Source organism: Spirillospora albida, from assembly GCF_000718255.1.
Classification (GTDB): Bacteria; Actinomycetota; Actinomycetes; order Streptosporangiales; family Streptosporangiaceae; genus Spirillospora; species Spirillospora albida.
In genome coordinates, this window is record NZ_JOFJ01000032.1 from 1 (window position 1) to 21,500 (window position 21,500).

The 21,500-nt window shown below is 72.1% G+C and carries 26 protein-coding genes; 8 read left to right on the forward strand and 18 right to left on the reverse strand.

Annotated features, from left to right (window positions below; translation table 11 throughout):
* Window positions 1–235: 235 nt before the first annotated feature.
* Window positions 236–616, reverse strand: a complete 381-nt coding sequence (locus tag IE99_RS0127490; RefSeq protein ID WP_051713405.1) for an ester cyclase — start codon at window positions 614–616, stop codon at window positions 236–238.
* A 92-nt stretch (window positions 617–708) separates the two neighbouring features.
* Here IE99_RS0127490 and IE99_RS0127495 point away from each other — a divergent pair, with 92 nt between their 5' ends.
* On the forward strand, window positions 709–1,275 hold the full coding sequence (locus IE99_RS0127495; RefSeq protein ID WP_030177084.1) for a TetR/AcrR family transcriptional regulator: 567 nt from the start codon (window positions 709–711) through the stop codon (window positions 1,273–1,275).
* A gap of 38 nt (window positions 1,276–1,313) precedes the next feature.
* On the opposite strand, the gene IE99_RS0127500 is transcribed toward IE99_RS0127495, so the two are convergent.
* Window positions 1,314–1,499, reverse strand: a complete 186-nt coding sequence (locus IE99_RS0127500) for a hypothetical protein (RefSeq protein ID WP_030177086.1) — start codon at window positions 1,497–1,499, stop codon at window positions 1,314–1,316.
* 132 nt (window positions 1,500–1,631) lie between these two features.
* Between IE99_RS0127500 and IE99_RS0127505 the strand changes: the two genes are divergently transcribed.
* Window positions 1,632–2,921 (forward strand): methyl-accepting chemotaxis protein, encoded by a 1,290-nt coding sequence (locus tag IE99_RS0127505; protein WP_030177088.1) that lies wholly within the window; start codon window positions 1,632–1,634, stop codon window positions 2,919–2,921.
* Window positions 2,922–3,052: 131 nt separating this feature from the next.
* Window positions 3,053–5,953 (forward strand): OmpA family protein, encoded by a 2,901-nt coding sequence (locus IE99_RS0127510; RefSeq protein WP_030177089.1) that lies wholly within the window; start codon window positions 3,053–3,055, stop codon window positions 5,951–5,953.
* 53 nt (window positions 5,954–6,006) lie between these two features.
* Here the strand turns inward: IE99_RS0127510 and IE99_RS0127515 are convergent, their stop codons facing one another.
* Together IE99_RS0127515 and IE99_RS0127520 are read right to left on the reverse strand one after the other, a co-directional pair.
* The gene (locus IE99_RS0127515; protein WP_030177090.1) at window positions 6,007–6,684 is read right to left on the reverse strand and encodes a pentapeptide repeat-containing protein; all 678 of its coding nucleotides are present in this window, start codon (window positions 6,682–6,684) and stop codon (window positions 6,007–6,009) included.
* 9 nt (window positions 6,685–6,693) lie between these two features.
* On the reverse strand, window positions 6,694–7,041 hold the full coding sequence (locus tag IE99_RS0127520; protein WP_030177091.1) for a VOC family protein: 348 nt from the start codon (window positions 7,039–7,041) through the stop codon (window positions 6,694–6,696).
* A gap of 188 nt (window positions 7,042–7,229) precedes the next feature.
* Here IE99_RS0127520 and IE99_RS0127525 point away from each other — a divergent pair, with 188 nt between their 5' ends.
* The 3 genes from IE99_RS0127525 to IE99_RS0127535 are packed head-to-tail and all read left to right on the forward strand — an operon-like array spanning window position 7,230 to window position 8,729.
* Window positions 7,230–7,676: a hypothetical protein gene (locus tag IE99_RS0127525; protein WP_030177092.1), complete on the forward strand. Its 447-nt coding sequence runs from the start codon at window positions 7,230–7,232 to the stop codon at window positions 7,674–7,676.
* 37 nt (window positions 7,677–7,713) lie between these two features.
* Window positions 7,714–8,088, forward strand: a complete 375-nt coding sequence (locus tag IE99_RS0127530) for a hypothetical protein (protein ID WP_037560190.1) — start codon at window positions 7,714–7,716, stop codon at window positions 8,086–8,088.
* Window positions 8,089–8,090: 2 nt separating this feature from the next.
* Window positions 8,091–8,729, forward strand: coding sequence for a hypothetical protein (locus tag IE99_RS0127535; RefSeq protein ID WP_030177094.1), 639 nt, complete (start codon window positions 8,091–8,093; stop codon window positions 8,727–8,729).
* Window position 8,730: 1 nt separating this feature from the next.
* On the opposite strand, the gene IE99_RS0127540 is transcribed toward IE99_RS0127535, so the two are convergent.
* Window positions 8,731–9,705, reverse strand: a complete 975-nt coding sequence (locus tag IE99_RS0127540; protein ID WP_051713407.1) for a LysR family transcriptional regulator — start codon at window positions 9,703–9,705, stop codon at window positions 8,731–8,733.
* Between the two features lie 133 nt (window positions 9,706–9,838).
* Here IE99_RS0127540 and IE99_RS0127545 point away from each other — a divergent pair, with 133 nt between their 5' ends.
* Window positions 9,839–11,083: an MFS transporter gene (locus tag IE99_RS0127545; RefSeq protein WP_051713409.1), complete on the forward strand. Its 1,245-nt coding sequence runs from the start codon at window positions 9,839–9,841 to the stop codon at window positions 11,081–11,083.
* 95 nt (window positions 11,084–11,178) lie between these two features.
* Window positions 11,179–11,727 (forward strand): NUDIX domain-containing protein, encoded by a 549-nt coding sequence (locus IE99_RS0127550; RefSeq protein WP_030177100.1) that lies wholly within the window; start codon window positions 11,179–11,181, stop codon window positions 11,725–11,727.
* Here the strand turns inward: IE99_RS0127550 and IE99_RS0127555 are convergent.
* The 13 genes from IE99_RS0127555 to IE99_RS0127615 form a co-directional block, all read right to left on the reverse strand.
* Window positions 11,722–12,171, reverse strand: coding sequence for a nuclear transport factor 2 family protein (locus IE99_RS0127555; RefSeq protein ID WP_245623367.1), 450 nt, complete (start codon window positions 12,169–12,171; stop codon window positions 11,722–11,724). The genes IE99_RS0127550 and IE99_RS0127555 overlap by 6 nt on opposite strands.
* A 90-nt stretch (window positions 12,172–12,261) precedes the next feature.
* Window positions 12,262–13,086: a flagellar hook-basal body complex protein gene (locus tag IE99_RS0127560; protein WP_030177104.1), complete on the reverse strand. Its 825-nt coding sequence runs from the start codon at window positions 13,084–13,086 to the stop codon at window positions 12,262–12,264.
* A gap of 20 nt (window positions 13,087–13,106) precedes the next feature.
* Entirely contained in the window at window positions 13,107–13,520 is a 414-nt protein-coding gene (locus tag IE99_RS0127565) for a flagellar hook capping FlgD N-terminal domain-containing protein (RefSeq protein ID WP_030177112.1), read from the reverse strand.
* A 16-nt stretch (window positions 13,521–13,536) separates the two neighbouring features.
* Window positions 13,537–14,622: a flagellar hook-length control protein FliK gene (locus IE99_RS0127570; protein WP_030177113.1), complete on the reverse strand. Its 1,086-nt coding sequence runs from the start codon at window positions 14,620–14,622 to the stop codon at window positions 13,537–13,539.
* A gap of 11 nt (window positions 14,623–14,633) precedes the next feature.
* The gene (locus IE99_RS0127575) at window positions 14,634–15,224 is read right to left on the reverse strand and encodes a lytic transglycosylase domain-containing protein (RefSeq protein ID WP_051713411.1); all 591 of its coding nucleotides are present in this window, start codon (window positions 15,222–15,224) and stop codon (window positions 14,634–14,636) included.
* A complete protein-coding gene (locus tag IE99_RS0127580; RefSeq protein ID WP_030177117.1) occupies window positions 15,221–15,646 on the reverse strand; it encodes a flagellar FliJ family protein in 426 nt (141 codons plus the stop codon). Before IE99_RS0127580 ends, IE99_RS0127575 begins: the two co-directional genes overlap by 4 nt.
* Entirely contained in the window at window positions 15,643–16,971 is a 1,329-nt protein-coding gene (locus IE99_RS0127585) for a FliI/YscN family ATPase (protein ID WP_211258946.1), read from the reverse strand. Before IE99_RS0127585 ends, IE99_RS0127580 begins: the two co-directional genes overlap by 4 nt.
* A complete protein-coding gene (locus tag IE99_RS0127590) occupies window positions 16,968–17,642 on the reverse strand; it encodes a FliH/SctL family protein (RefSeq protein ID WP_030177121.1) in 675 nt (224 codons plus the stop codon). Before IE99_RS0127590 ends, IE99_RS0127585 begins: the two co-directional genes overlap by 4 nt.
* On the reverse strand, window positions 17,626–18,636 hold the full coding sequence (gene fliG / locus IE99_RS0127595; RefSeq protein ID WP_030177123.1) for a flagellar motor switch protein FliG: 1,011 nt from the start codon (window positions 18,634–18,636) through the stop codon (window positions 17,626–17,628). Before fliG ends, IE99_RS0127590 begins: the two co-directional genes overlap by 17 nt.
* 2 nt (window positions 18,637–18,638) lie before the next feature.
* Window positions 18,639–20,243 (reverse strand): flagellar basal-body MS-ring/collar protein FliF, encoded by a 1,605-nt coding sequence (fliF, locus tag IE99_RS0127600; RefSeq protein ID WP_030177125.1) that lies wholly within the window; start codon window positions 20,241–20,243, stop codon window positions 18,639–18,641.
* Entirely contained in the window at window positions 20,243–20,548 is a 306-nt protein-coding gene (gene fliE, locus IE99_RS0127605) for a flagellar hook-basal body complex protein FliE (RefSeq protein ID WP_030177127.1), read from the reverse strand. The genes fliF and fliE overlap by 1 nt, the downstream gene beginning before the upstream one ends.
* Window positions 20,545–20,949, reverse strand: a complete 405-nt coding sequence (locus IE99_RS0127610) for a flagellar basal body rod protein FlgC (protein WP_030177129.1) — start codon at window positions 20,947–20,949, stop codon at window positions 20,545–20,547. Before IE99_RS0127610 ends, fliE begins: the two co-directional genes overlap by 4 nt.
* A gap of 2 nt (window positions 20,950–20,951) precedes the next feature.
* Window positions 20,952–21,341, reverse strand: coding sequence for a flagellar basal body rod protein FlgB (locus IE99_RS0127615; protein ID WP_211258947.1), 390 nt, complete (start codon window positions 21,339–21,341; stop codon window positions 20,952–20,954).
* Window positions 21,342–21,500 lie beyond the last annotated feature (159 nt).

The following is a 21,500-nucleotide window of genomic DNA, read 5'->3' on the forward strand; positions in this document are numbered from 1 at the left end:
GCCGCCCGCCGCCGCCAGACCTACTACAACACCATCGCCACCACCGGCACCCTCCACACCCGCCTCGCCCACACCGACATCCACGGCCTCGCCGCCTGAGCGTCCCTCGCGGCACACGCCGACCCGGCGACCCACAAGCCGCGCCGACACCGACCGGACACAGCTGACCCGGCCGAAGGCGCCACCGGCCGGGTCGCCGCCGCGGGGTCGCTTCTGCTCTGGTGCACGGGCCGTCTTATCGCCGGGAAGGAAGCGGCTCAGCGAAGGCCCAGTGCTCTATGAGCCGGCCGTCACGTACCCGGACCATGTCCATCCCGTGGATCTCAAAGCGTTCACCGGTCGGGGCCTGGCCGAAGAAGTCGCCCGTGTGCGTGCCGCGAATGGTGTAACGGTTGGCGACCCACTCGCCGTTCTCCACGCTGTGCTCGACGGTCACCTCCATGTCCGGGCAGCCCGCCCGCATGGCCTCCCATTTGCGCCGCCAGTCCTCCCGGGTGGCCTGTCGGCCCTGATCGATCGAGTCGTGGGCGATGAATTCCAGACTCGCCTCCAAGTCGTCGCTCTGGGTCATGATCATCGCCCTCACGACGGCGGCCGGTCCCATGGTCTCGGTCATGGCAGTCCCTTTTCCTAAAACGGGGACCAGTCCCCGTTTCCTGGAAGGGACGATACGGGGAGCAGTCCCCGGTTGGCAACTAGGATGGGGCCATGCCTTCCCGACCCGCCCGTCGCGCCGACGCCCGGCGCAACTACGAGCGCCTGCTCGCGGCCGCCGAGCCGGTGCTCAACGCCCATGGCGTCAACGCCTCGCTCGACGACATCGCCAAGGCCGCCGGGGTCGCCAACGCCACGCTCTACCGCCACTTCCCCACCAGGCAGGACCTGATCGAGGCGGTCTACGACCAGCAGATCCAGGCACTCTGCGCCGCGGCGACCGACCTCGCGGCCGCACACGAACCCGCCACCGCGCTGCTCGGCTGGCTCCAGGAGATCGTCGACCACATCACCGAGTGCCGAGTCCTCGGCGAGGCGTTCATGGCCGCCCACCAGGGGCCGCCCGACGCCGAGCCGCCGCAGGTCGCGGCCTGGCACGACGCCCTGCGACAAGCCGCCGCTCCCCTGCTCACCGCAGCCCAGAACGCAGGAGCCATACGCGCCGACCTCGGCATCACCGAACTGATGACGCTGACCACCGCCATAGCCCGCGCAGGCGAACCAGCCCAAGCCGGCCACTTCCTCACCATCCTTTTCGAAGGGCTCACCCCACGACCCTGACGAACCTTGAACCGCGCCCACCAGATCCGCCAGCGAGATCACGACTCGCCACTGGAGTCCGGGACGGGTGCCGACCAGGTGATCACCGAAACGACTTTTCCGTCTTCCACCTTCGCCAGCATGCCCGCACCCCCCGCCGGTTCCGCGGTGATGTCGCCGAGGAGGCCGGCATCCTGACCCGGCGTTCGGAGCAGGCCGAACTCGACCGGTATCTGGACGAGCACGCTCCCGAAGGCGACGCCATGCTCCGCGTGTAGCTCATCGCCCGGCCGGACGTCCAGGGGCGACCTGCGGGAGTTCTCAGTTCGATCGGTTCGCGGCCGATGGTTCGAGCTGAGCAACCTGGAGGTTCGCCCATGCTTTCCCAGGCGATGACGCGCCTGTTCCCCACCATCGAGCTGTCGGACGCCGGGTTCGCCGCGCGGCACCGGGTGCTGGGCGCCATCCTGTGGCTGCACCTGCCGGTGATCGCCGTCCTCGGACTGGTGACCGGTGAGGCGCGCGGGCACCACGCGCTCGCGCTGTGGGCCGTGGTCGCCGGCGTGCTGGTGTGCGCTGTGCTGTCAGGTGTGCTGCAGGGCCGCCGGGCGCGCGCCGTCACTGTGGCGGTCGGGCTGATCCTCGCCTGCGACGCGTTCGTGCACGCCGGGGGCGGCCTGGTCGACCTGCATTTCCACTTCTTCGTGGTGCTGGCGCTGATCGGGCTCTACCAGGACTGGGTGCCGTTCGGGCTGTCGGTGCTGCTGGTGGCCGTCCACCATCTGGGCCTCGGGCTGGTCGCCACCGAGATCGTGTTCTCCGACGACAGCGGACGCGGCGACAACCCGCTGCCGTGGGCGCTGCTGCACGCGACGTTCGTCCTGATGATGTGCGCGGCGCAGATGGCGTACTGGCGCTTCACGGCGACCGCGCAGCAGGAGGCGGCCGTCCAGCGCGAGGAGCTCGCCCGGTCCGCCGAGGAGGCGCTGCACCGGGCCGTCGAGGACGCCCTCGCGCGCGAGGCCGACGCCGCCGCCGAGGCGAGCGCCCAGCTCGAGCGCAGCGAGCGGCTGGCAGCGCGGCTCCAGGACGTGCTGAGCCGCGTCGCCGAAGTCGGCGACCGTCTCGGCGCGCAGAGCGACGAGGCCCTGAACGACTTCCAGACCGCGCTGGCCGGAGCCGGCGAGACCGTCGAGCACGCCGGCTCCCGGCTGAAGGGCACGATGGCCACCGCGACCGACGCCGTCGCCGCGATCGAACGGCTGGGCACGGCGGTCACCGACATCTCCGCCATCGCCGGGCTGATCCAGAGCGTGGCGGACCAGACCAACCTCCTCGCCCTCAACGCCACCATCGAGGCCGCCCGCGCCGGTGAGCTCGGCAAGGGGTTCGCCGTCGTCGCGGGCGAGGTCAAGGAGCTGGCCTCGCAGACCGCCGACGCCACCAAGCGGATCGAGGCCACCGTCGCGGACGTCCAGGTCCAGGCCGCCACCGTCGTCACCGCCGTCCGCGGCGTCGCCGACCAGGTCGCCGAGGTCAGCGCCATCCAGGACCAGGTCGGCCAGGTGATGGCGGAGCAGCGCTCCACCACCGCCCAGACCCACGACCTGATCGTGTCCGCCGCGCGGGACGTGGCGTCCTCCGCGACCGCGGCCATGACCGGCTGAACCGGTCCGCAGGCCCCCGGGGCCACCGTCCGTATTCGAAGTCAGGTCCGCCTTTCCTCATCCGGACGCCCGCCGCGTCGACAAGAGAGGGACCATCGCGGCACGGACGCCGCCCAGACAGGAGTACCTACGTGACGATTCTCGCGCGGGTGCCCGAGGCGGCCATTGGACGGCGCCCCGGCATCCTCTCCGCCTTCCGCGCCCCGCTGCGCATGATCCGTGCGCGGCGCGCAGCGACCGCGGTGATCGCGATGCTGACATGCCTTCTGGCGGGCCTGCCGGTGACCGCCACGCCCGTCCGAGCCGATGCGGTGTCAGCCTGCGGGGCGGCCACCGTCACCGTGACCCGTGTCTCGGCCCCGGTGCTCTACCTCGACCTGCGTCCCACCCCGAAGATCAACAGCGCGTACGCCGCCTACACGATCACCAACACCAGCGGATCGGCCCACGCCGACCTGTGGGTGAGCGCCGGGTCGTTCTCCGGCCCGCAGATCTCCCTGGCCGCCAAGGAGACCGGGCTGACGCGTCTGGGCGCGCTGGCCGCCGGAGCGAGCGCGAACGCCTACTTCTACCTCACCGCCGCGGGCGAGAGCGAAGTCCCCGAGACGCACACCATCACCGTGCACACCACCCGCCCGGACCTGGCCGCGGGCCCCCTGTGCGCCACGACGATGACGCTGACGGCCGAGTCCGACATCGACGCCGCCGCGAACAAGGTCACCGGCGCCTCCAGCGCCCCCGCCCCGCCGCAGCTCGGCGGGGACGTCACGGTTCGGCTGACCGGTTCCACCGGGACCATCGGCGCCGCGGGCATCTTCTCCATCACCCCCGCCTCCTACGCCGACTGGCCCGCCAACGCCTACAAGCTGACCGGCGTGCGCATCCAGATGACCGGCGGCACCACCGCGACCTACCGCGACACCCTGTACCTGTCGGGCATGGCGCCCCGCGACACCGACTACACGGCGACCTTCACCTTCCAGGCCGTCGGCGTCACCGGTTCGGCCACCGCCATCACCCCCATGTCGCACATCAGCAGCGGCACCCAGGTCAAGCACACCTCCATCGACGGCACCTACACCGCGCTCCCCCCGCTGATGCCGGCCGACAACCACACCACGCTCGCCCTGACCGCCGGTCCGGCGGCGCTGCCCGCGTCCGGCGGCACGAGCACCTACAGCGCCGAGGTCACCAACAACGGCGCCGTGCCGGTCACCCTGGACGATGTGACCGTCACCCTGCCCGCCGCCCCGGCCGCCCTGACCTACCGGGCCGGCTCGGTCGCCTGGAACGGCGCGGCCGCGCCCGCACCGGTCGCCGTCGGCCGGCAGCGGATCTTCCTCGGGCCGTTCACGGTCCCGGCGGCGACCAGCCGCTCGCTGACCTTCGATCTGGACGCCCCGGCCACCTCCGGCCTGTACGAGACCGAGGCGACCGCCCACGTCACCACCCTTCCGATCGACACCAGCACCCTCACCGGCGACCACCAGCCCGCCCGCGCGCGCCTGGCCGTGGCCGGTCCGCCCCCGGTCGTCACCTCCATCGGCCCGGCGTCCGGCGCCGAGGCGGGCGGCACCGAGGTCCACGTGCACGGGGAGAACTTCATCGGCGTCACCGGCGCGCACTTCGGCGCCGTACCGGCCACCGCCGTCACCGTGCTCGACTCCGAGCACCTGGTGGCGACCGCCCCGGCCGGCACCGGTGTCGTCGAGGTGACCGTCACCACGCCGTCCGGGACCTCGCCCACCGGCACCGCCGATCCGTTCGCCTACACGGTCCCGGTCTCGCCGCCTCCCGCTCCGGGGAACCTGGCGTCCACCGGCGTCGGCACCGCTCTCCAGCAGCGGACGGCCACCATCCCGGCCGGCGGGTCGGTCGCTCTGCTGGACGGCACGACGCCGGTGGTGTCGCTGACCGTCCCGGGTGAGGGGATCTACACCCTCGCCCCTGTCACCGGAGTGATCACTTTCGCTCCGGCGAGTGGTTTCAGCGGTACCGCCACCGGTGTCGTCTACCGGGTCGGCGACGCCCACGGTCAGACCGGCACGGCTACCTACACGCCCACCGTGACCAAGCCCGCCGCCCCGGCGCCGCTCGCGCGGACGTCCACCGGTGTGGGTACCGCCGTGCAGAGCACCATCGTCGTGTTTCCGGCCGGTGGGTCGGTCGCTCTGCTGGACGGCACGACGCCGGTGGTGTCGCTGACCGTCCCGGGTGAGGGCGTCTACACCCTGACCCCTGTCACCGGCATGATCACCTTCGCTCCGGTGAGCGGTTTCAGCGGTACCGCCACCGGTGTCGTCTACCGGATCGGCGACGTCTACGGCCAGACCGGCCAGGCCGCTTACGTGCCCACCGTCACCGCACCGCCCGCCACGCCCATCCCGTCGGTTCCGGTGGCGCCCGAGGTCACCGTCGACGGCGACCGCGTCCAGGTGCCGTGCGTGCTCGGCAGCGGACGGATCAGCCAGTGCGCGGTGACGCTGGAGACCGCCACCGGCAAGCACCAGGTACTCGGCCAGGGCAGCATCGCGTTGGACGCGACGCACGCCAGCACCCGGGTGATGGTCCCCGTCACGCTGAACGCCACGGGCAAGGCCATGACGCGACGGCTGGGAGGCGTGGTGACCCGAGCCAGGGCCACCATCAGGCCCCTCGGGTCCTCGCGCACGGTCACCGCCGTCACTCCGACGCGCCTGACCGCGGCCAGGCAGCCGATCACGCTGCGCCCGGTGTACTTCGACACCGACTCGGCCACCGTCAAGCCCGCCGATGTGCGGTATCTCAAGCGGTTGCGCGCTCACCTCGGGGATGTGCGGGCGGTTCGCTGCGACGGCCACACCGACAGCCGCAGCACCCGCGGCTACAACCGGGACCTGGCCCAGGAGCGGGCCAGGGCGGTGTGCAGGATCCTCGGCGGAGGGACGCGGACGATCGCGGTCTCCTGGGGCGAGACGCGCAAGCGCGCGTCCAACGCCACCGCCGCGGGGCGTGCCGAGAACCGGCGCACCGACATCCGGTTGCTGTACTGACCGGTGCGCCGCGGACCGCCGGTCGAGGGAGCGCGCCTCCCTCGACCGGCGGGTCAGTCCTCGATCGTGATTCCCAGGGCGGACGTCAGGGCGTGGAGCAGTGTGGTGGCGTCGGCGGCGGACACGATGGCGCCCTTGAAGGAGCCGACCCCGGCGACGCCGCTCAGGTCACAGCCGGAGAACCGCACCCGGTTCATGGTGGCGCCGCTGAACCGGGTCGCGGCCAGCTTGCAGTTCTCGAACCGGACGTCGGTGAGCTCGGCGTTCTGGAAGTTCGCCTCGGCGAGGTTGCAGTCGCGGAACACCACGTCCCGGAAATGGCAGAACCGGAAGCTCGCCAGATCCGCGCGGCATCCGTCGAACAGCGTGTCGCGGAGCCCGCTCTCGGTCATCCGCAGACCGGTCATCCGGGAGTTCGTCACCGCCGTGGTGGACAGCCTGGCGTGGTCGAGCCGCAGGTTCGCCAGGTCGCAGCCGGTGAACTCGACGTCCGTGAAACCCGGCCGGACGAGGCCGACGCCGGTGAACCCGGCCCGGACGAAACGGCACCGCTCGAATTCGGCGTCCTCGACGTCCGTCCCCGATACCTGCGCGCCCTCATAGGCCAGCGAAAGGTAGACGCCGTCGTGGACGAACTCGCCATCGGCCTCACCCGCCGCGGCAAGCGCCGCGGGTACCCTGGGCGGCTTCGGCTCTCTCAACGACCGGACGGCCGGAACGGGAGCGGACATGCGGCGACCCTACCGATGGCCCAGGACGTTGACGACACGGCCGTTGGGGTCTCGCACGAAGAATCGGCGCACCCCCCACTCCTCATCCCGCAAAGGGTGCACGATCTCCGCCCCGCATTCCAGGACCGACGCATAGGCCGCGTCCACATCATCGACCTCAACGCTGAGATCGGGTGCGACCGGTGCGGTCTTGTCCCCCGCCATGAAGCTGATCTGCGCCTCCGGCCTGGAACGGGAAGCGAGCGTCATGATCCAGCCATGGTTCATGACCTCCTCGAAGCCCAGCAGGCCGTAAAAGTCCCGGCTTTCCTCCACGGCGTCCGACTGGACATTCGGTACGACACGACGAACACTCATTGACGGCTCCCTCCGATGGCGACGACGTGAGCGACCCTACTGGCCGTCGGAAGATGTGGCCGCAGAGCGCCACGTGCACGTCCGGAATGATCGTGCCCGTGAGGCTGAGGAGGCGGCTCCGGGCCGCCTGGCGGCCAGACCGGTAGCCACTCGGCGCCGTTCGTGCGTCCTTTCCTGAGGAGGGCGAGATGCGCGATGACTGGTGGTTCTTCAAGGTGCTGGTGCCGGCGCTGGCGGTCTTCACCCTCTTCTACGGGCTCCAGGATGTGCGGCCCGCCTATGCCGCTCTGTTCCGCGGCGGCGAGCTGGGGAGCTTCACCGCCAGGAACGAGGAATGCGGGAAGACCTGCTCGTGGCGGGGAGACTTCGTCTCCGACAATGGCGCGACGGTTCGCCGCAATGTGCGGTTGGCCCCCGGTGGGGACGTCGACCACGCGGGCGACCGGGTGAGAGCGCGCGATACCGGAAATCGTGTGGTCGTCTATCCCGCCGCGTGGTCGTGGGATTGGTTGTTCCTGACCATGCTTCTGGCGGTGTCCGTGGTCGTCCTGTCCGTGTGGACGCGATGGGCCTGGCGGCGGCTCAGGCGCCGGGGAGCCGGCCCGGCCCCTCCGGACGGCGACTCATCAACATAATGTTGACAACATGATGTTGATGCTGGAGGGTGGCGGCGTGCGCGATCACGAACATGACCGGGAGCGGGCCGCCGCCGAGCAGGCGGCGCGGCGGCGCCTCATGGACGCCGGTGCCTCCGACCTGCCGCGGGCGCCGTGGCGGCACGAGCGGCAGCCGCCGTCCGCCGCCGAGCTGCTCCGATTCGCCGTATGGCCCGGTCAGGAGCGCACCGACGAGGACGTCCTGGCCGCCCTGACGCTGCTGCCCGCCGCCCGCGCGGAGATGGACCAGCTCGAGGCCGCCGTGCTGTTCACCGCGCGGGCGCAGGGCCTGTCGTGGTCGCGGATCGCCCGCGCGATGGGATTGGGCTCGGCCCAGGCGGCGCTGCAGCGCTTCGACCGGATCACCAGCCGATCGCAGCGGGAGGAGTGACGATGCCGCCCTATGTCTCCGCCGATGACGACCTCGTCCTGCACGGCCCGCGCGTCCTCGGGTTCGCGTCGCCGTCCCGGATCGGCGCCCGTTTCCGGCTCGACACGGCACTGGTCGAGGAACTGCTTCTGGACCATGAAGCGAGAGGATGGGTGAGCGCCACGAGTTTCGCGGGCAGCTCCGGCTGGTCCATCACCGAGAAAGGCCGGACCGAGAACGAGCGGCGACTGTCGATCGAGCTCGACCGGGCGGGAGCCCGCGAGGTCGTGACGGACGCGCACGCCGATTTCCTCCCGCTCAACCGGCGGTTCGGCATCGCCTGCACCAACTGGCAGATCCGTCCGACGCGAGCCGACCCCATGGCCTTCAACGACCACACCGACTGGGCATGGGACGAACGCGTCCTGCGAACGCTGGCGGCGCTCGACAAGGCGTTCCGCGGGGTGTGCGACCGGCTGGCGGAACGCCTCCAGCGCTTCGACGGCTACTCCGACCGCTATTCCGCGGCCCTGGCCAAGGTGGAGGCCGGCCAGAAGCGCTGGGTGGACGCCCCGGACATCGACGCGTGCCATACCGTCTGGATCCAGTTCCACGAAGACCTGCTCGCCACCCTCGGCATCCCCCGAGGCGCCGACACCTGAGTCACCCTCTGCCGGACCCCCGATGGTCCGGGGCCGCCCGTTCGGGTGGGACGGCCCAGTTCGGCGTCCAGGTTCCGGGGGCGTCGTGGGGGGTCGCCGTGGAGGCGAGGTAGGTGCGGAGGGTGGCCAGTGCCGGGTGGGGGTTGTCCCGGTGCCAGAGGAGCGAGTGCGGGTAGACGGGCGTCGGGTCGGTCACCGGGACGCGGCGCAGTCCGTGGCCGGCGGGCCAGATGAGGCGGGTGTGCTCGCCCATGAAGGTGGCGAGGGCCGGGGTGTCGGCGATGGTGTCCAGGAGCGCGTCGGAGCCGAAGTTGGGGCCGGTCGCCTCGATGGTGAGACCGAAGCCGGCGACGAGGTCGTCGTAGTAGGCGGCCCATTCGGAGCCGGGGACGATGCCGGGCATCCAGATCCGGTGCCCGGCCAGCTCGGCGACGGTCACCGACCCGGCGCCCGCCAGCGCGTGGCCGGGGCCGGTGAGGAGCTGGAGCGGCTCGTCCAGCACCCGGACGGACGCGACGTCCTCGGGCAGGGGCGGGCCGGGTGCGGCGACGGCGCGGAAGGACGCGTCGATCGCGCCGGAGCGGATCGCGGTGACGGCCGCCCCGATGTCGAGCAGCATGAGCACGTCGAGGTCGATCCCGGGGTGCGCGCGGTGGAAGCCGCGCAGCAGGCCCGACGCCGCGCCGCGCGAGCTGATCACGTCGACGCGGAGGGGGCGGTGGCCGATGCGCACGGACGCGGCCGCGCGCTCGGCGGCGCGCAGCAGCTCGCGTGCGTGGGGCAGGAACGCCTGCCCGTCGATGGTGAGTTCGGCGCCGTGCGGCGTGCGGGTGAACAGCCGCACGCCGAGGTCGCGCTCCAGCGCGGCGACGCGTTTGGAGACCGCCTGCTGGCTGACCGACAGGTCCACGGCGGCCTTCTGGAACTGCCCGGTCTCCGCGATGACGGAGAAGGTGCGCACTGCTTCGAGATCCACGCGGAGCCACCCTAGTGAACAACCATTGGTTGTGGAGAACGGGCCATATGGTTGTTTGACCTGCCTTTATGTCAGCCGATTAGCTCTCTTCGATCAACAACCGATTGTTCGGGCGGCAGGTCGAGGGGGCAGGGTGGGCAGGAGACGGCTGGGCGGGCGGTTCGGTCTGCTGTGGGCGGCGTACGCGGTGAGCGCGTACGGGTCCGGGCTCGGGTTCGGGGCGCTGCCGCTGATCGCGGTCCTGGTGCTGCACGCCGGCCCCGCCGAGGTGTCGGCGCTGTCGGCGGTGGGGCCCGCGGTCGGCGCGCTGATCGCGGTGCCGCTCGCGCCGTGGGTGGAGTTCCGGCGCAAGCGCCCGGTCATGATCACGATGGACCTGGTCCGCTTCGCGGCCATGGCGACGATCCCGGTCGCCTACGCCTTCGGCCTGCTCGGCTTCGTCCAGCTGCTCGTGGTCTCGGCGGTGGTCGCCGCGTCCAGGATCGCGTTCGGCGCGGCGAGCGGCGCCTACCTCAAGGCCCTCGTCCGGCCGGACGACCTGCTCGTGGCCAACGCCCGGTTCGAGTCGACGAACTGGAGTTCCATCGCGGTCGGGCCGCCGCTGGGCGGGGCGGCGATCGGCCTGTTCGGACCGGTCACCACCGTGGTCGCCGACGCCCTCAGCCACCTGCTCTCCGCGCTGGGCATCGCCGCGATCCGCGGCAGGGAGGAGGCGCTGCGGACGTCCGGGAGGGAGGCGGTCGGGGCGAGCGCGCTGCTGGACGGCTGGCGGCACATCATGGGCCATCCCGGTCTGCGCGCGCTCTACCTCAACAACTTGCTGGTCAGCGGTCTGATCATGGCCACCGAACCGGTTTTGGCCGTGCTCCTCCTCCGCCACCTCGGGTTCCCGCCCTGGCAGTACGCCCTCGCCTTCGCCGCCCCCTGCCTCGGCGGGCTCATCGGCTCCCGGCTGGCCCGGCGGGTCGTGGCGCGCCACGGCCGGCGCAGGGTCTTCCTGATCGTCGGCACCCTGCGCGCCGTCTGGCTGATCGGCCTGGCCTTCGTCGGTCCCGGCGCCGCCGGCCTCGCCACCGTGATCGCCGTCGAGCTGGCGATAGTCATCAACATGAGCCTGTACACGCCGGTGCTCGCCACCTACCGGCTCGAGCAGACCCCCGCGCATCTCGTCGCCCGCACCCTGTCGGCCTGGTCGGTCGGGCAGCAGGCGTCCATCGCCGTCCTCACAGCGCTCGGCGGGCTGCTCGCCGCCGCCACCGGCCCGCGCACCGCCATCGCGGTCGCGGGACTGCTCATCCTGGCGACCCCGCTGCTGCTCCCCCGCCGCGACCACGAGCCGGAACCGCGCTCGACGCGGATCGCCGAAGCCCGCAACTGATCCGCAAAGGAGAACACTCCGCCGCGAGTCGGGCGGAAGAATGGAGGAGTGGCGCGGACGGTGCCACCTCGCGGCGCGGAGTGAGGGGCTGAGGTATGGACACCGCAGAGGGCGTCATCAAGAAGCTGAACAGCAAGGTCGTGTACGAGAACCGCTGGATGACCGTTACGGAGGACCGGGTCGAGCGGCCTGATGGTTCCCCTGGGATTTTCGGCGTCGTCCACAAACCGGACTTCGTCCTCGTCATTCCCGCTGAGAACGACGGCTTCCACATGGTGGAGGAGTTCCGCTACCCGATCGGCAGGCGGACGTGGAACTTCCCGCAGGGAAGCCTTCCGGACAGGCGGGAGGGCGACCCGGAGGAATTGGCCCGTCTCGAACTCGCGCAGGAGACGGGCCTGCGTGCCGGGACGCTGCGGCATCTCGGCTTCCTCAACTGCTCCCATGGCACCAGCGGCCAGGGCTTCGACATCTTCCTCGCGACCGACCTGGAGGAGGGGGAACACGATCGCGAGCCCGAAGAGCAGGACATGCGCCAGTCGTGGGTCTCCCGCGCCGAATTCGGCAGGATGGTGGACGACGGCCGCATCACCGACGACTCCACGCTCGCGGCCTACGCGCTGCTCCTGTTGAAGGGGCTATGACCCGGTCCGGAGCCGGTCTTCTTCCAGCGGTCTGCTGAGTTGGTCGATCCGCTGGATTCGGCCGTCCGCCGCCAGGCGCCCGAACATGTACACCTCGGCGGTGAAGGTCGTGCCCTTCCGCATTCTGGTGCGGAGCGTCCAGCGGGCGGCTATCCGGTCGCCGCGGACCAGCGCCTCGTGGACCTCGACCCCGGGCCGGTCCTCGGCGGCCGCCGCCCGGTCGACGTTCCGGCGGACCGGGCGGACGTGCTCGATCATGCGCTGCCGGTCGATGACCAGGCCGTCGTTGCGGTACTCGAAGTCGGGGACGAAGTAGCGGTCGAGAATGGCGCCGGGCTCTTCGTCCGCGAACGCCATGTCGCGGGTGTAGGTGACGAGGAAATCGACGAGGTCGTGCTCGGACTTGATGGCCACGATGTACCGCCCTTCGTAGGCGTACATCATACACTTAAAGTCTCGCCGCCCAGGGCGGCGGGCCTCCGAATGACAAGAGCGGCGGTCCCGTGATCCGGGGCCGCCGCTCTCGCGGGGATATCAGCGCTTCAGGTTGACGAGGTCGTTGAGGAGCTCGTCGGAGGTGCTGATGACCTTGGTGTTGGCCTGGAAACCGCGCTGGGCGATGATCAGGTTCGTGAACTCCTGGGCGAGGTCGACGTTCGACATCTCCAGGGCGCCGCTCTGGATGAGGCCCGCGCCGCCCTCGCCGGCGGTGCCGACGGTGGCGACGCCGGAGTTGACGGTGGTGCGGTAGGTGGAGTTGCCGGCCTTCTCCAGGCCCGCCGGGTTGACGAAGTCGGCGACGGCGATGCGGGCGACGGCCTCCTTGGTGCCGTCGGCGAGGACGCCGACGATGGTGCCGTCCTGGGAGATGGTGTAGGACTGCAGGTTCGCCGGGAGGGTGATGTCGTCGATCGCCAGGGTGTCGTCGATGGCGCCGCCGGCGGCGGTCCAGCCCTGGATGCGGCTGCCGTCGGCGGAGACGAGGACGCCGGTGGAGTCGAAGTTGAACGAGCCGGCGCGGGTGTAGAGCTGCTCGGTGCCGTTGTTGACGACGAAGAAGCCGTCGCCGCTCAGCATCAGGTCGGTGTTGCGGCCGGTGGTCTGTGCGGCGCCCTGCCCGAAGTTGGTGTCGATGCCGGCGAGGCGGACGCCGAGGCCGATCTGGGCGGGGTTGGTGCCGCCGAGGTTGCCGCCGGGCGCGCCCGCGGCGTTGATCATCTGGCTCAGGGTGTCCTGGAAGTTGGTCTGGGACGTCTTGAAGCCGGTGGTGTTGACGTTGGCGATGTTGTTGCCGGTGACGTCCATCTTCTGCTGGTGGACGCGGAGGCCGCTGATGCCGGAGAACAGGGAGCGGAGCATGGTGTCGGTGTCCTTAGGGGTTAGGCGGTGCGGATTTCCTTGACCGACGACAGCGGAACGTCCGTGTTCCCCACCCGGAGGGTCGGGGTGCTGCCGGTGAACGATGCGGAGGTGACCTGGCCGGAGGCTTCCGTGCCGTCCGGGCCCGTGAAGGAGACGGTCTTGCCGACGAGGTTGCCGGCCGACAGCATGCGCTGCGCGGCGAGCATCTCGGTCTGCGCGGCCGCCAGCTCCTCGAGCCGCTCCACCTGGGTGAAGGTGGCGGTCTGCGACAGGAACTGGGCGGAGTCGGTGGGCTTGCTCGGGTCCTGGTAGCGCATCTGCGCGACGAGGAGCTTCAGGAAGGCGTCCTTGCCCAGCTGGTTGGGGTTGGACGTCTTGGCCGCCGGCGCGGGGGTCGCGGCGGACGCGGCCCCGTTGATGGGGGTGGTCATGCGGGTCCCTCCAGGGTCAGAGTCGGACGTTCAGGCGTGAGCCGGGGCGCGTCACGGGCTGGGGCTGCTCGTCGGGCAACGGGACATCCTCCATCGCGGCGGGTGGCCGCCCGGGTCCGGGAAGGGTGCGGTTCTGGTGCTCCTGGCGGCCGTGCGGCGCCTCGCGGGTCAGGTCGAGGGTGCAGGACGAGAAGCCGCCGTCCTCGAGTTCCTTGCGGAGTTCCGGCAGGGCGGCGCGCAGGGCGTCGTGCGCCCCGTCCTCCATGCCGGACAGCTGCAGGTGGACGGTGCCGTCCCGTACCTCGGCGACGACGCTGACCGGGCCGAGGTCGACCGGGTTGAGGTGGACGGTGAGGCGGTGGACGCCGTCGGGGCCCTCGCGGAGCGGCAGGATCTGCATCGCGACCTGCGTCGCCGGGGGCGGTGCCGGACGGGACGCCGGGGCGGGCGCGTCGGGCGCGTGGACCTCCGTGACGGGGGTCGCCGGTGCCGGGGCGGCGGCGGGGTCGATCATCGGGGCCGCCTTGACGGCCGGTGCCGGCTCGGTGGCCGCGACCGGGGCGTCCGCGGCGGCCTGGGCCTGGACGGCGGGCTCCGCCGCCGGCGCGACGACCGGGGTGTTCAGGATCTGCGGGCGCGGGACCGGGAAGGTCTGCGGCGCCGCCGCCTCCGGCTCGGCGGCCGGGACCGGCGCCTGCGGGACGGCCTGCTCGGTCTCGCCGGACGGGGCGTTCGGCATCGGCTGCGCAGGGACGCCCGCCTCCTCGACGGGGGCCGCCGGGACCGCCGTCTGGACGATCGGCTCCTGGCTCTGGCCGGGAACGACGGGCGGGAGCACGTCGCCCTCCACGGCCGGAGGGAACGCGGGGACGACGGCCGGGGCCGCGTCCAGGATGATCGGGACGGTGCCCGCCGGGGCGGCGGGGACGGCCTCGACCTGCTGCTGCGGGAGGAGGACGCCTCCGGCCGCGAGGGCCATCAGGGCGGCGGTGAACGCGTCGGCGCTCTCCGTGCCGGTCTCGCCGGGGACCTGGCCCGCGGGGCGGGCGGACGCGGCGGTCTTGGCCGGTGCCGTCGGCACCGTCATGGGGATGTTCGTCACGGGAAGTCTCCTCAGCCGCCGTAGGACTTCATGGCGGCCTGCACCTTGCGGACGTAGGCCTGGGTCTCTGCGTAGGGCGGGATGCCGCCGTAGTTGGCGACGGCGCCCTCGCCGGCGTTGTAGCCGGCGAGCGCCAGCGGCAGCGAGTCGAACTTGCCGATCAGCCGCTTCAGCAGCCGGGCGGCGCCGTCCACGGCCTCGGCCGGGTCGGACGGGTCGATGCCGAGGCCGCGGGCGGTGCCGGGCATGAACTGCATGAGGCCGCGGGCGCCGGCGTGGCTGACGACGTCGGGATCGAAGCTCGACTCGGTCTTCGCGACGGCGGCGAGCAGCGCGGCCGGCACGCCGTGCTTGGCGGCGGCGGCCGTGAACAGGTTCGCGTACGGGACGCCCGCCAGCTTGCCCGAGGCCGTGGTTCCGGCCGCGGGGGCCGTTCCGGTGGCGGCCTGGGCGGACCCGGCGGTGGTGTTCTGCACGGAGTTCAGGACCTCCGCGAACTTCGTTCCGGACGCGGCCGCGGACGTCGCCGTCGCGGCGGCCTGCGGGCGGCTCAGCGCCTGGATCTGGGCGATCCGGGCGGCGATCTCCGAGATGGCCGTCATCGGTCGGCCTCCTTCCGGCGGGTGGTCAGGTCGTCGACGGCGCGCTGGTCGGCGGCCTCGTCGGCGCGGCGGACGGCCTCGGCGTGGCGTTCGCCGAGCTTCTCCACCGACCGGCGCCGCGAGGACGCGGCGGACCAGGCGGCGAGGTGCTCGCCGACCATGCCGTGCGCCCGGTCGGCGGCGGCGCGGGCGGCGGACAGGTCGGTGGCGCGGGCGCGCAGCGCGGCGCGGGTCGCGGCGAACGCGAGGGCCGTGGACGTCTCCGGGTGGACGATCCGCGCCTCCAGTTCCTGGTCGAGGAGCCGGGCGTGCTCGTCGGTGGTGACGGCCTCCAGCCGGGCGCGCGCGACGTCGCCCTTGGCGGCGTTCTCCTGGGCGCGGCGGGCCCGCAGGACCGGGGCGAGCTTGAACTTGCGTTTCACGCCGGGGCCTCCGGGAGCAGGTCGGTGAGCATCCGCCAGGCGTCGTCGGACGAGCAGCGCTCGTCCATGTCCTGGCGCAGGAACGCCTCGATGCGCGGCCACAGGGTCCGGGCGAGGTCGGCGTCGGGGTTGGTGCCGGGGACGTAGGCGCCGATCTCGATCAGCTCGCGGACGTCCCGGTGCGCGGCCATCATCCGCCGCAGCGTGGTGGCCATGGTGCGCTGCTCCCGGGACGTGACGGCGCCCGCGACGCGGGACACCGACTCCAGGACGTCGATCGTCGGGAAGTGCCCGGCGGTCGCGAGGCGGCGGTCGAGGACGACGTGGCCGTCCAGGATGGAGCGGGCGGCGTCCGCGATGGGCTCGTTGTGGTCGTCGCCGTCGACGAGGACGGTGTAGAGGCCGGTGATGCTGCCGATGCGGCCGGGGCCGGCGCGCTCCAGCAGCCGGGGCAGCATCGCGAACGTCGACGGCGGGTAGCCGCGGGTGGCGGGCGGCTCGCCGGCGGCGAGGCCGACCTCGCGCTGCGCCATGGCGGCGCGGGTCAGGCTGTCCATCATGAGCAGGACGTCCGAGCCCTGGTCGCGGAACCACTCGGCGATGCGGGTGGCGACGAAGCAGGCGCGCAGCCGCACCATCGGCGGCTGGTCGGACGTGGCGACCACGACGACGGAGCGGGCGAGGCCGCCTGGGCCGAGGTCGCGCTCCAGGAACTCGCGGACCTCGCGGCCGCGCTCCCCCACCAGGCAGATGACGGAGATCTCCGCCTCGGTCCCGCGGGTGATCATGGAGAGCAGGCTGGACTTGCCGACGCCGGAGCCGGCGAAGATGCCGAGGCGCTGCCCGCGCCCGGCGGTGGTCATGGTGTCCAGGGCCCGGACGCCGAGCGGCAGCGACTCGGTGATCAGCTGTCGTTCCAGGGCGTTCGGCGCCTGCGCGTCGACCGGGACGGCCGGCAGGCCGGCGAGGGAGGGGCCGCCGTCCATGGGGCGGCCGAGGCCGTCCAGGACGCGGCCGCGCAGCGCGTCCCCGACGGGGATGCGCAGCGGGACGCCGGTGGAGACGACGGTGGTGCCGGCGCCGATGCCGGTGAGGGGGCCGAGCGGCAGGCAGCTGAGCCGGTCGGCGTCGATCGCGACGATCTCGGCGGGGACCGTGGCCGGCCCCTCGCCGAGGAGCACCAGGTCCCCGACGGTCCCGGGGACGCCGCGGGTGGTGACGGACAGGCCGACGATCCCGTCGACCCGGCCGGTCACCCGCGGGCGGGCGGCCAGTCCGGCGGCGTCGATCCGCGCGTCGATCCGCGTGGTCAGTGCTGAAGTCAAAGGCCCAGTGCCTCCTTGGCCCGCTGGACGGCGGTCTCCAGTCGGGCGTCGATGGCGGTCGCCTCACTGTCGGCCGTGGCGTCCCCGGCCTTCAGATTCGGGTCTGTGACGAGCGTCACAGTGCGGCCGTCGACCTCCAGGGCGCCGGCGCCGTCGGGGTCGAGCGCGGCACGGTCGGCCGGGCTGAGCCGGACGGTGACCGGCAGGCCCGCCGGGGCGAGCCCCAGCGCGCGGGCCAGGGCGTCCCGTCCCGGCTCCGGGGTGTGCGCGAGCTCCCGGCCGAGGATCTCCTCGGCCAGCCGGAACGCGGCGGCCACGATCAGGTCCTCCAGCTCGGTCGCCGCCGGTGCGGTCCGCTGCTCCAGCCGGGCCGCGGCCTGCGCCAGCGCGCCCAGCACCCGGGCGGCCTCGGCCGCCCGCGCGGACTCCGCGAGCGCGGCGGCGGCGGCCAGCTCCCGCGCCTCGGCCGCCGCGGCCAGGCGGCCCTCCTCGCGGCCCTGCGCCCAGCCCGCGGCGTACCCGGTGGCCCGCGCCTGCGCGCGGGCCTCCGCCACCAGCTCCGGCGGCAGGTTGGCCCGGCCGGTGAAGTCGGTGCGGAACGTCGCGGTGCTCAGCGCGCCCGCGCCGGGGCCCCGCAGGACCCCGTCGATCAGGTCAGGCGACGAATTCATCCTCATCCCCACGTCGGATCACGATCTGGCCGGACTCCTCCAGGGCGCGGATCGCGTGCACGACCTTGGCCTGGGACTCCTCGACCTGCCGGATGCGGACGGGGCCGAGCAGCTCGATCTCCTCCAGCAGGTTCTCGGCGGCACGCTCCGACAGGTTCTTGGTGATCTTGTCGAGGGTGCCCTGCCCGACGCCCTTGAGCGCGGTGGCGAGGTCGGCGGTCTCGACCTGCCGGACCACCAGCTGAACGGCGCGGTCGTCCAGGTGGACGATGTCCTCGAACATGAACATGCGGCTGCGGACCTCTTCGGCCAGCTCGGGGCTGCGCCCCTCCAGGCCCTCGAGGATGAGCCGCTCGGTGACCCGGTCGGCGCGGTTGATGATGTCGACCAGCGGCTGGAGGCCGCCCACCGTCGACAGGTCCTGCGGCTGCAGCACCGAAGAGATGCGCCGCTCCAGCTGCGCCTCCACGTTGCGGATGATGTCCGGAGACGTCCGGTCCATCACCGCGATGCGGTGCGCCACGTCCGCCTGCAGGTCCGGGCTGAGGCCCGAGAGGATCTGCGAGGCCAGATGCGCGGGCAGGTGCGCGAGGACCAGCGCGATCAGCTGCGGGTGCTCGTCCTGGAGGAACGACAGCACCTGGCGGGGGTCGGCCCGCTGCAGGAAGCTGAACGGCAGGTCCACGAGGGACGCCGACAGCCGGCTGACGATCTCCCCGGCGCGCTCGCGGCCGAGGGACGCCTCCAGCAGCTCCCGGGCGAAGTCCATGCCGCCCTGACCGGCGTACCGGTAGGCGGTCGCCATGTCGCGGAACTCGGTCAGGACGTCCGTGGCGATGGTCGGGTCGATCGAGCCCAGGCGGACGATCTCCGCGGTGAGTTCCTCGACCTCGGGCTCGCGCAGCTGCGCCAGCACCTTCGCGGAGTCCTCCTTGCCCATCTGGACGAGCAGGACGGCGGCCTTCCGGAGGCCGGACATCGTTTCGGTCGTCATCGCTAGCCCCTCCGGTCCGCGAGCCAGCCGCGCAGCAGCTGGGCGACTTCCTCGGGCTGCCGCTCGACCATGTCGGCGATCTCGCCCTTCAGGGCCTCGCGGTCGGCGCCGGGCTCCGGCTCCTCCGGCTCGCTCTTCCCGGCGGGCAGCGCGTCGCGCAGGTCGCCGGCGAGCTCGCGGTTCTTCGCGGCCTCGAGCGCGGCCTGCATCTCCTCGAGCCTGGCCATCTCCTCCGCGGTGAGCTGGGAGCGGCGCTTGCGGCGCGCCCGCAGCCCGGCGAGGATCGCGAGGGCCAGGATGCCGAGGATGACACCGCCGGTCTTGAGCATCTCGTTGCGCTGCGCGGCCTCCTCCGCCTTCTTCGCGGCGGCGTCCTGCGCGGCGGCGGCCTGGTCGCCGCTCTGGTCGAACGGCAGCTCGGCGACCTGGATCGCGTCGCCGCGGGCCGTGTCGAGTCCGGCGGCGGCGCTGACGATCCGCTGGATCTCGCCCGCCTGGACGCCGGTGGCGGCCTTGCCGTCCACCATGACGGCCACGTTCAGCTTGTTGACCTTGCCGGGGGCGGACTGGCGGGTCTCGGTGACCATGCCGACCGCGTTGTCGCGGGTCTCGGTGGCGGACTTGTAGTCGCCGCCGCCGTTCTGGCCGGCCGGGACCTGGATGTTGTCCGGGCCGAGGACGCCGCCGACCGCGGTGCCGCCGCCGGTGTAGGCCTCTTCCTTGCGGGTCTGCGACAGCGGCGGGGTGTTCGGGTCCGCCACGTACTTCTGGGACTTGGTCTCGGTCTGGTCGTAGTCCAGGTCGGCGGTGACCTTCACGACGGCCTTGTTCCGGCCGAGGACCTGCGTCAGCATCCCCTGGATCGAGTCGCTCATCCGCTGCTCGAACTGCTGCGTCTGCTGGTCGCGCTCGGCGCCGGCGGAGCTCAGGTCGTTCTCGTCCCCGGTGGACAGCACCTTGCCGGTGGAATCGGCGACGGTGACGCTCTTGGGGTCGAGGCCCTCCACGCTGGAACCGACGAGGTTCACCACGGCCTGCACCTGCCCGCGCGCCAGCGAGGCGCCGGGCCGGGTGGTCACCATGACCGACGCGGTCGGCTTGGCGGCGTCGTCGGCGAACACGTCCTTCTGCGGCAGCGCGAGGTGCACGCTGGCGTTGGCGACCCCGTCGATCGACTTGATCGTCCGGGACAGCTCGCCCTCCAGGGCCCGCTGGTAGCCGACGTGCTGCATGAAGTCGGACGTGGTGATGCCCTGCTTGTCGAGCAGGGCGTAGCCGCTGTCCTCCTGGGCCGGCAGGCCCTCGCCGCTCATCTTCAGCCGCAGGTCGTACACCTGCGCCTGCGGGACGAGGATCGTATTGCCGCCGTCCTCCAGCTTGTAGGGGACGCCCTCGCTCGCGAGGTTCTCCACGATCGCGGAGGCGTCGGTGCCGGAGAGGTTGGAGAAAAGGGTGCCGTAGCTCGGCTGGGAAGCCCATCGGGAGAACATCAGCCCACCGACCAGGAGGACGGCCACCACGCTGATCGTGACGGCCTTCTGCCCGGCGCTGAAGGAGCCGAAGGTGTCCCGGGCGCGCTTGGCGAGCGCGAATGCCCGTTCCTGCATCAGGCCTGCATCCTCATGATCTCGGTGAAGGCGGCGACCGCCTTGTCACGGACGGCGGTGGTCAGCTGCGTCGCGAGGGACGCCTGGGTGCTGGCGATCATGTAGTCGTGCACGTCGGTCAGGGAACCGGTGGCGGCCTTCACGGCCAGCCCGTCCGCGTTCGCCTGCGTCGCCTGGAGCTGCTCGACGCCCTGCGCGAGCGTGTCGGCGAAGTCGGCGCCGCCCGCCGCGCCGGACGCCTGGACGCCCGTCGGGCCGAGGGGGCCGGTGGGGCCGGCGATCCGGCCGATGGCTTCGATGTTCACGCGTTCCTCCCGAGCTGCAGGGCCGCCTGGTAGGCGTCGACGGCGCGGCTCGCCACCGACAGGTTCGCCTGGTAGGAGCGCTGCGCCATGATCATCTGGCTCATCTGGCTGCCGAGGTCGATGTCCGGGTACCGGACGTAGCCGCCCGCGTCGGCCAGGGGGTTGTCGGGCTCGTGGACCATGCGGCCCTCGGCGCTGCCGAGCTCGACCCCGGCCACCTGCGCGCCGGCGGGCGTGCCGTAGTCGACGGCCTGGGCCCGGACGTAGCGGGCGCGGAACGCCTCCCCGTTCGTCGGGGACGCGTTGTTGACGTTCGCGATGTTGTCCGCCACCGCGTCGAGCCACTTGCGGTAGACGGTGACGCCGGTGCCGGCGATTCCCAGGGCCCCGAAGATGGTCATGCTCAGACTCCCCCACCCTTGATCGCGGTACGGAGCAGCCCGAACTTGTGGTCCATCGCCTTCAGCAGGGTCTGGTACCGCAGGCCGGTGTCCAGCTGGGACAGCGTCTCGTGGTCGAGGTTGACGTTGTTGCCGTTCTCCCGCGTGGGCTCCAGGGACCGCGCCACCGTGGGCTGGGCGCCCGCCGGGGAGCCGGTGCCCTCGATCCGCTGGCGCAGCGCGTCCTCGAACATGACGCGTCCCGCGAGGAATCCGGGGGTCTCGACGTTCGCGATGTTGTCGGCGATGACTCTCTGGCGCTGCGCGAGGCCCGTGAGGCCCACCCGCAGGGTGCTGGACGTGACGTCCTCGAACACGAACATGCTCCGTTCGATGTCTACGCGCCGATCCATGGCTGCTGACTGAGCGCTCCACGCTCGTGGGTCCTCATCGGATCTCTTGGGCTGCGGATGAGGTTTTCGGGGTTTTCCTCAGGACCTCGTCGGGTGGTGCCGATGGGTCTGCTGACAACGACGAAAGAGCGCGATCCGAAACGCGCCGGCTCAGGCCCC

Bases quoted from the DNA above. Each gene is read 5' to 3' on its own strand.
- IE99_RS0127535 (WP_030177094.1), top strand. From the start codon at position 8,091: ATGCCGCCCTATGTCTCCGCCGATGACGACCTCGTCCTGCACGGCCCG.
- IE99_RS0127520 (WP_030177091.1), bottom strand. From the start codon at position 7,041: ATGAGTGTTCGTCGTGTCGTACCGAATGTCCAGTCGGACGCCGTGGAG.
- IE99_RS0127550 (WP_030177100.1), top strand. From the start codon at position 11,179: ATGGACACCGCAGAGGGCGTCATCAAGAAGCTGAACAGCAAGGTCGTG.
- IE99_RS0127610 (WP_030177129.1), bottom strand. From the start codon at position 20,949: ATGACCATCTTCGGGGCCCTGGGAATCGCCGGCACCGGCGTCACCGTC.
- IE99_RS0127515 (WP_030177090.1), bottom strand. From the start codon at position 6,684: ATGTCCGCTCCCGTTCCGGCCGTCCGGTCGTTGAGAGAGCCGAAGCCG.
- fliG (WP_030177123.1), bottom strand. From the start codon at position 18,636: ATGACGACCGAAACGATGTCCGGCCTCCGGAAGGCCGCCGTCCTGCTC.
- IE99_RS0127565 (WP_030177112.1), bottom strand. From the start codon at position 13,520: ATGACCACCCCCATCAACGGGGCCGCGTCCGCCGCGACCCCCGCGCCG.
- IE99_RS0127525 (WP_030177092.1), top strand. From the start codon at position 7,230: ATGCGCGATGACTGGTGGTTCTTCAAGGTGCTGGTGCCGGCGCTGGCG.
- IE99_RS0127590 (WP_030177121.1), bottom strand. From the start codon at position 17,642: ATGAATTCGTCGCCTGACCTGATCGACGGGGTCCTGCGGGGCCCCGGC.
- IE99_RS0127575 (WP_051713411.1), bottom strand. From the start codon at position 15,224: ATGACGGCCATCTCGGAGATCGCCGCCCGGATCGCCCAGATCCAGGCG.
- IE99_RS0127615 (WP_211258947.1), bottom strand. From the start codon at position 21,341: ATGGATCGGCGCGTAGACATCGAACGGAGCATGTTCGTGTTCGAGGAC.
- IE99_RS0127560 (WP_030177104.1), bottom strand. From the start codon at position 13,086: ATGCTCCGCTCCCTGTTCTCCGGCATCAGCGGCCTCCGCGTCCACCAG.
- IE99_RS0127495 (WP_030177084.1), top strand. From the start codon at position 709: ATGCCTTCCCGACCCGCCCGTCGCGCCGACGCCCGGCGCAACTACGAG.
- IE99_RS0127555 (WP_245623367.1), bottom strand. From the start codon at position 12,171: ATGATGTACGCCTACGAAGGGCGGTACATCGTGGCCATCAAGTCCGAG.
- IE99_RS0127505 (WP_030177088.1), top strand. From the start codon at position 1,632: ATGCTTTCCCAGGCGATGACGCGCCTGTTCCCCACCATCGAGCTGTCG.
- IE99_RS0127490 (WP_051713405.1), bottom strand. From the start codon at position 616: ATGACCGAGACCATGGGACCGGCCGCCGTCGTGAGGGCGATGATCATG.
- fliF (WP_030177125.1), bottom strand. From the start codon at position 20,243: ATGCAGGAACGGGCATTCGCGCTCGCCAAGCGCGCCCGGGACACCTTC.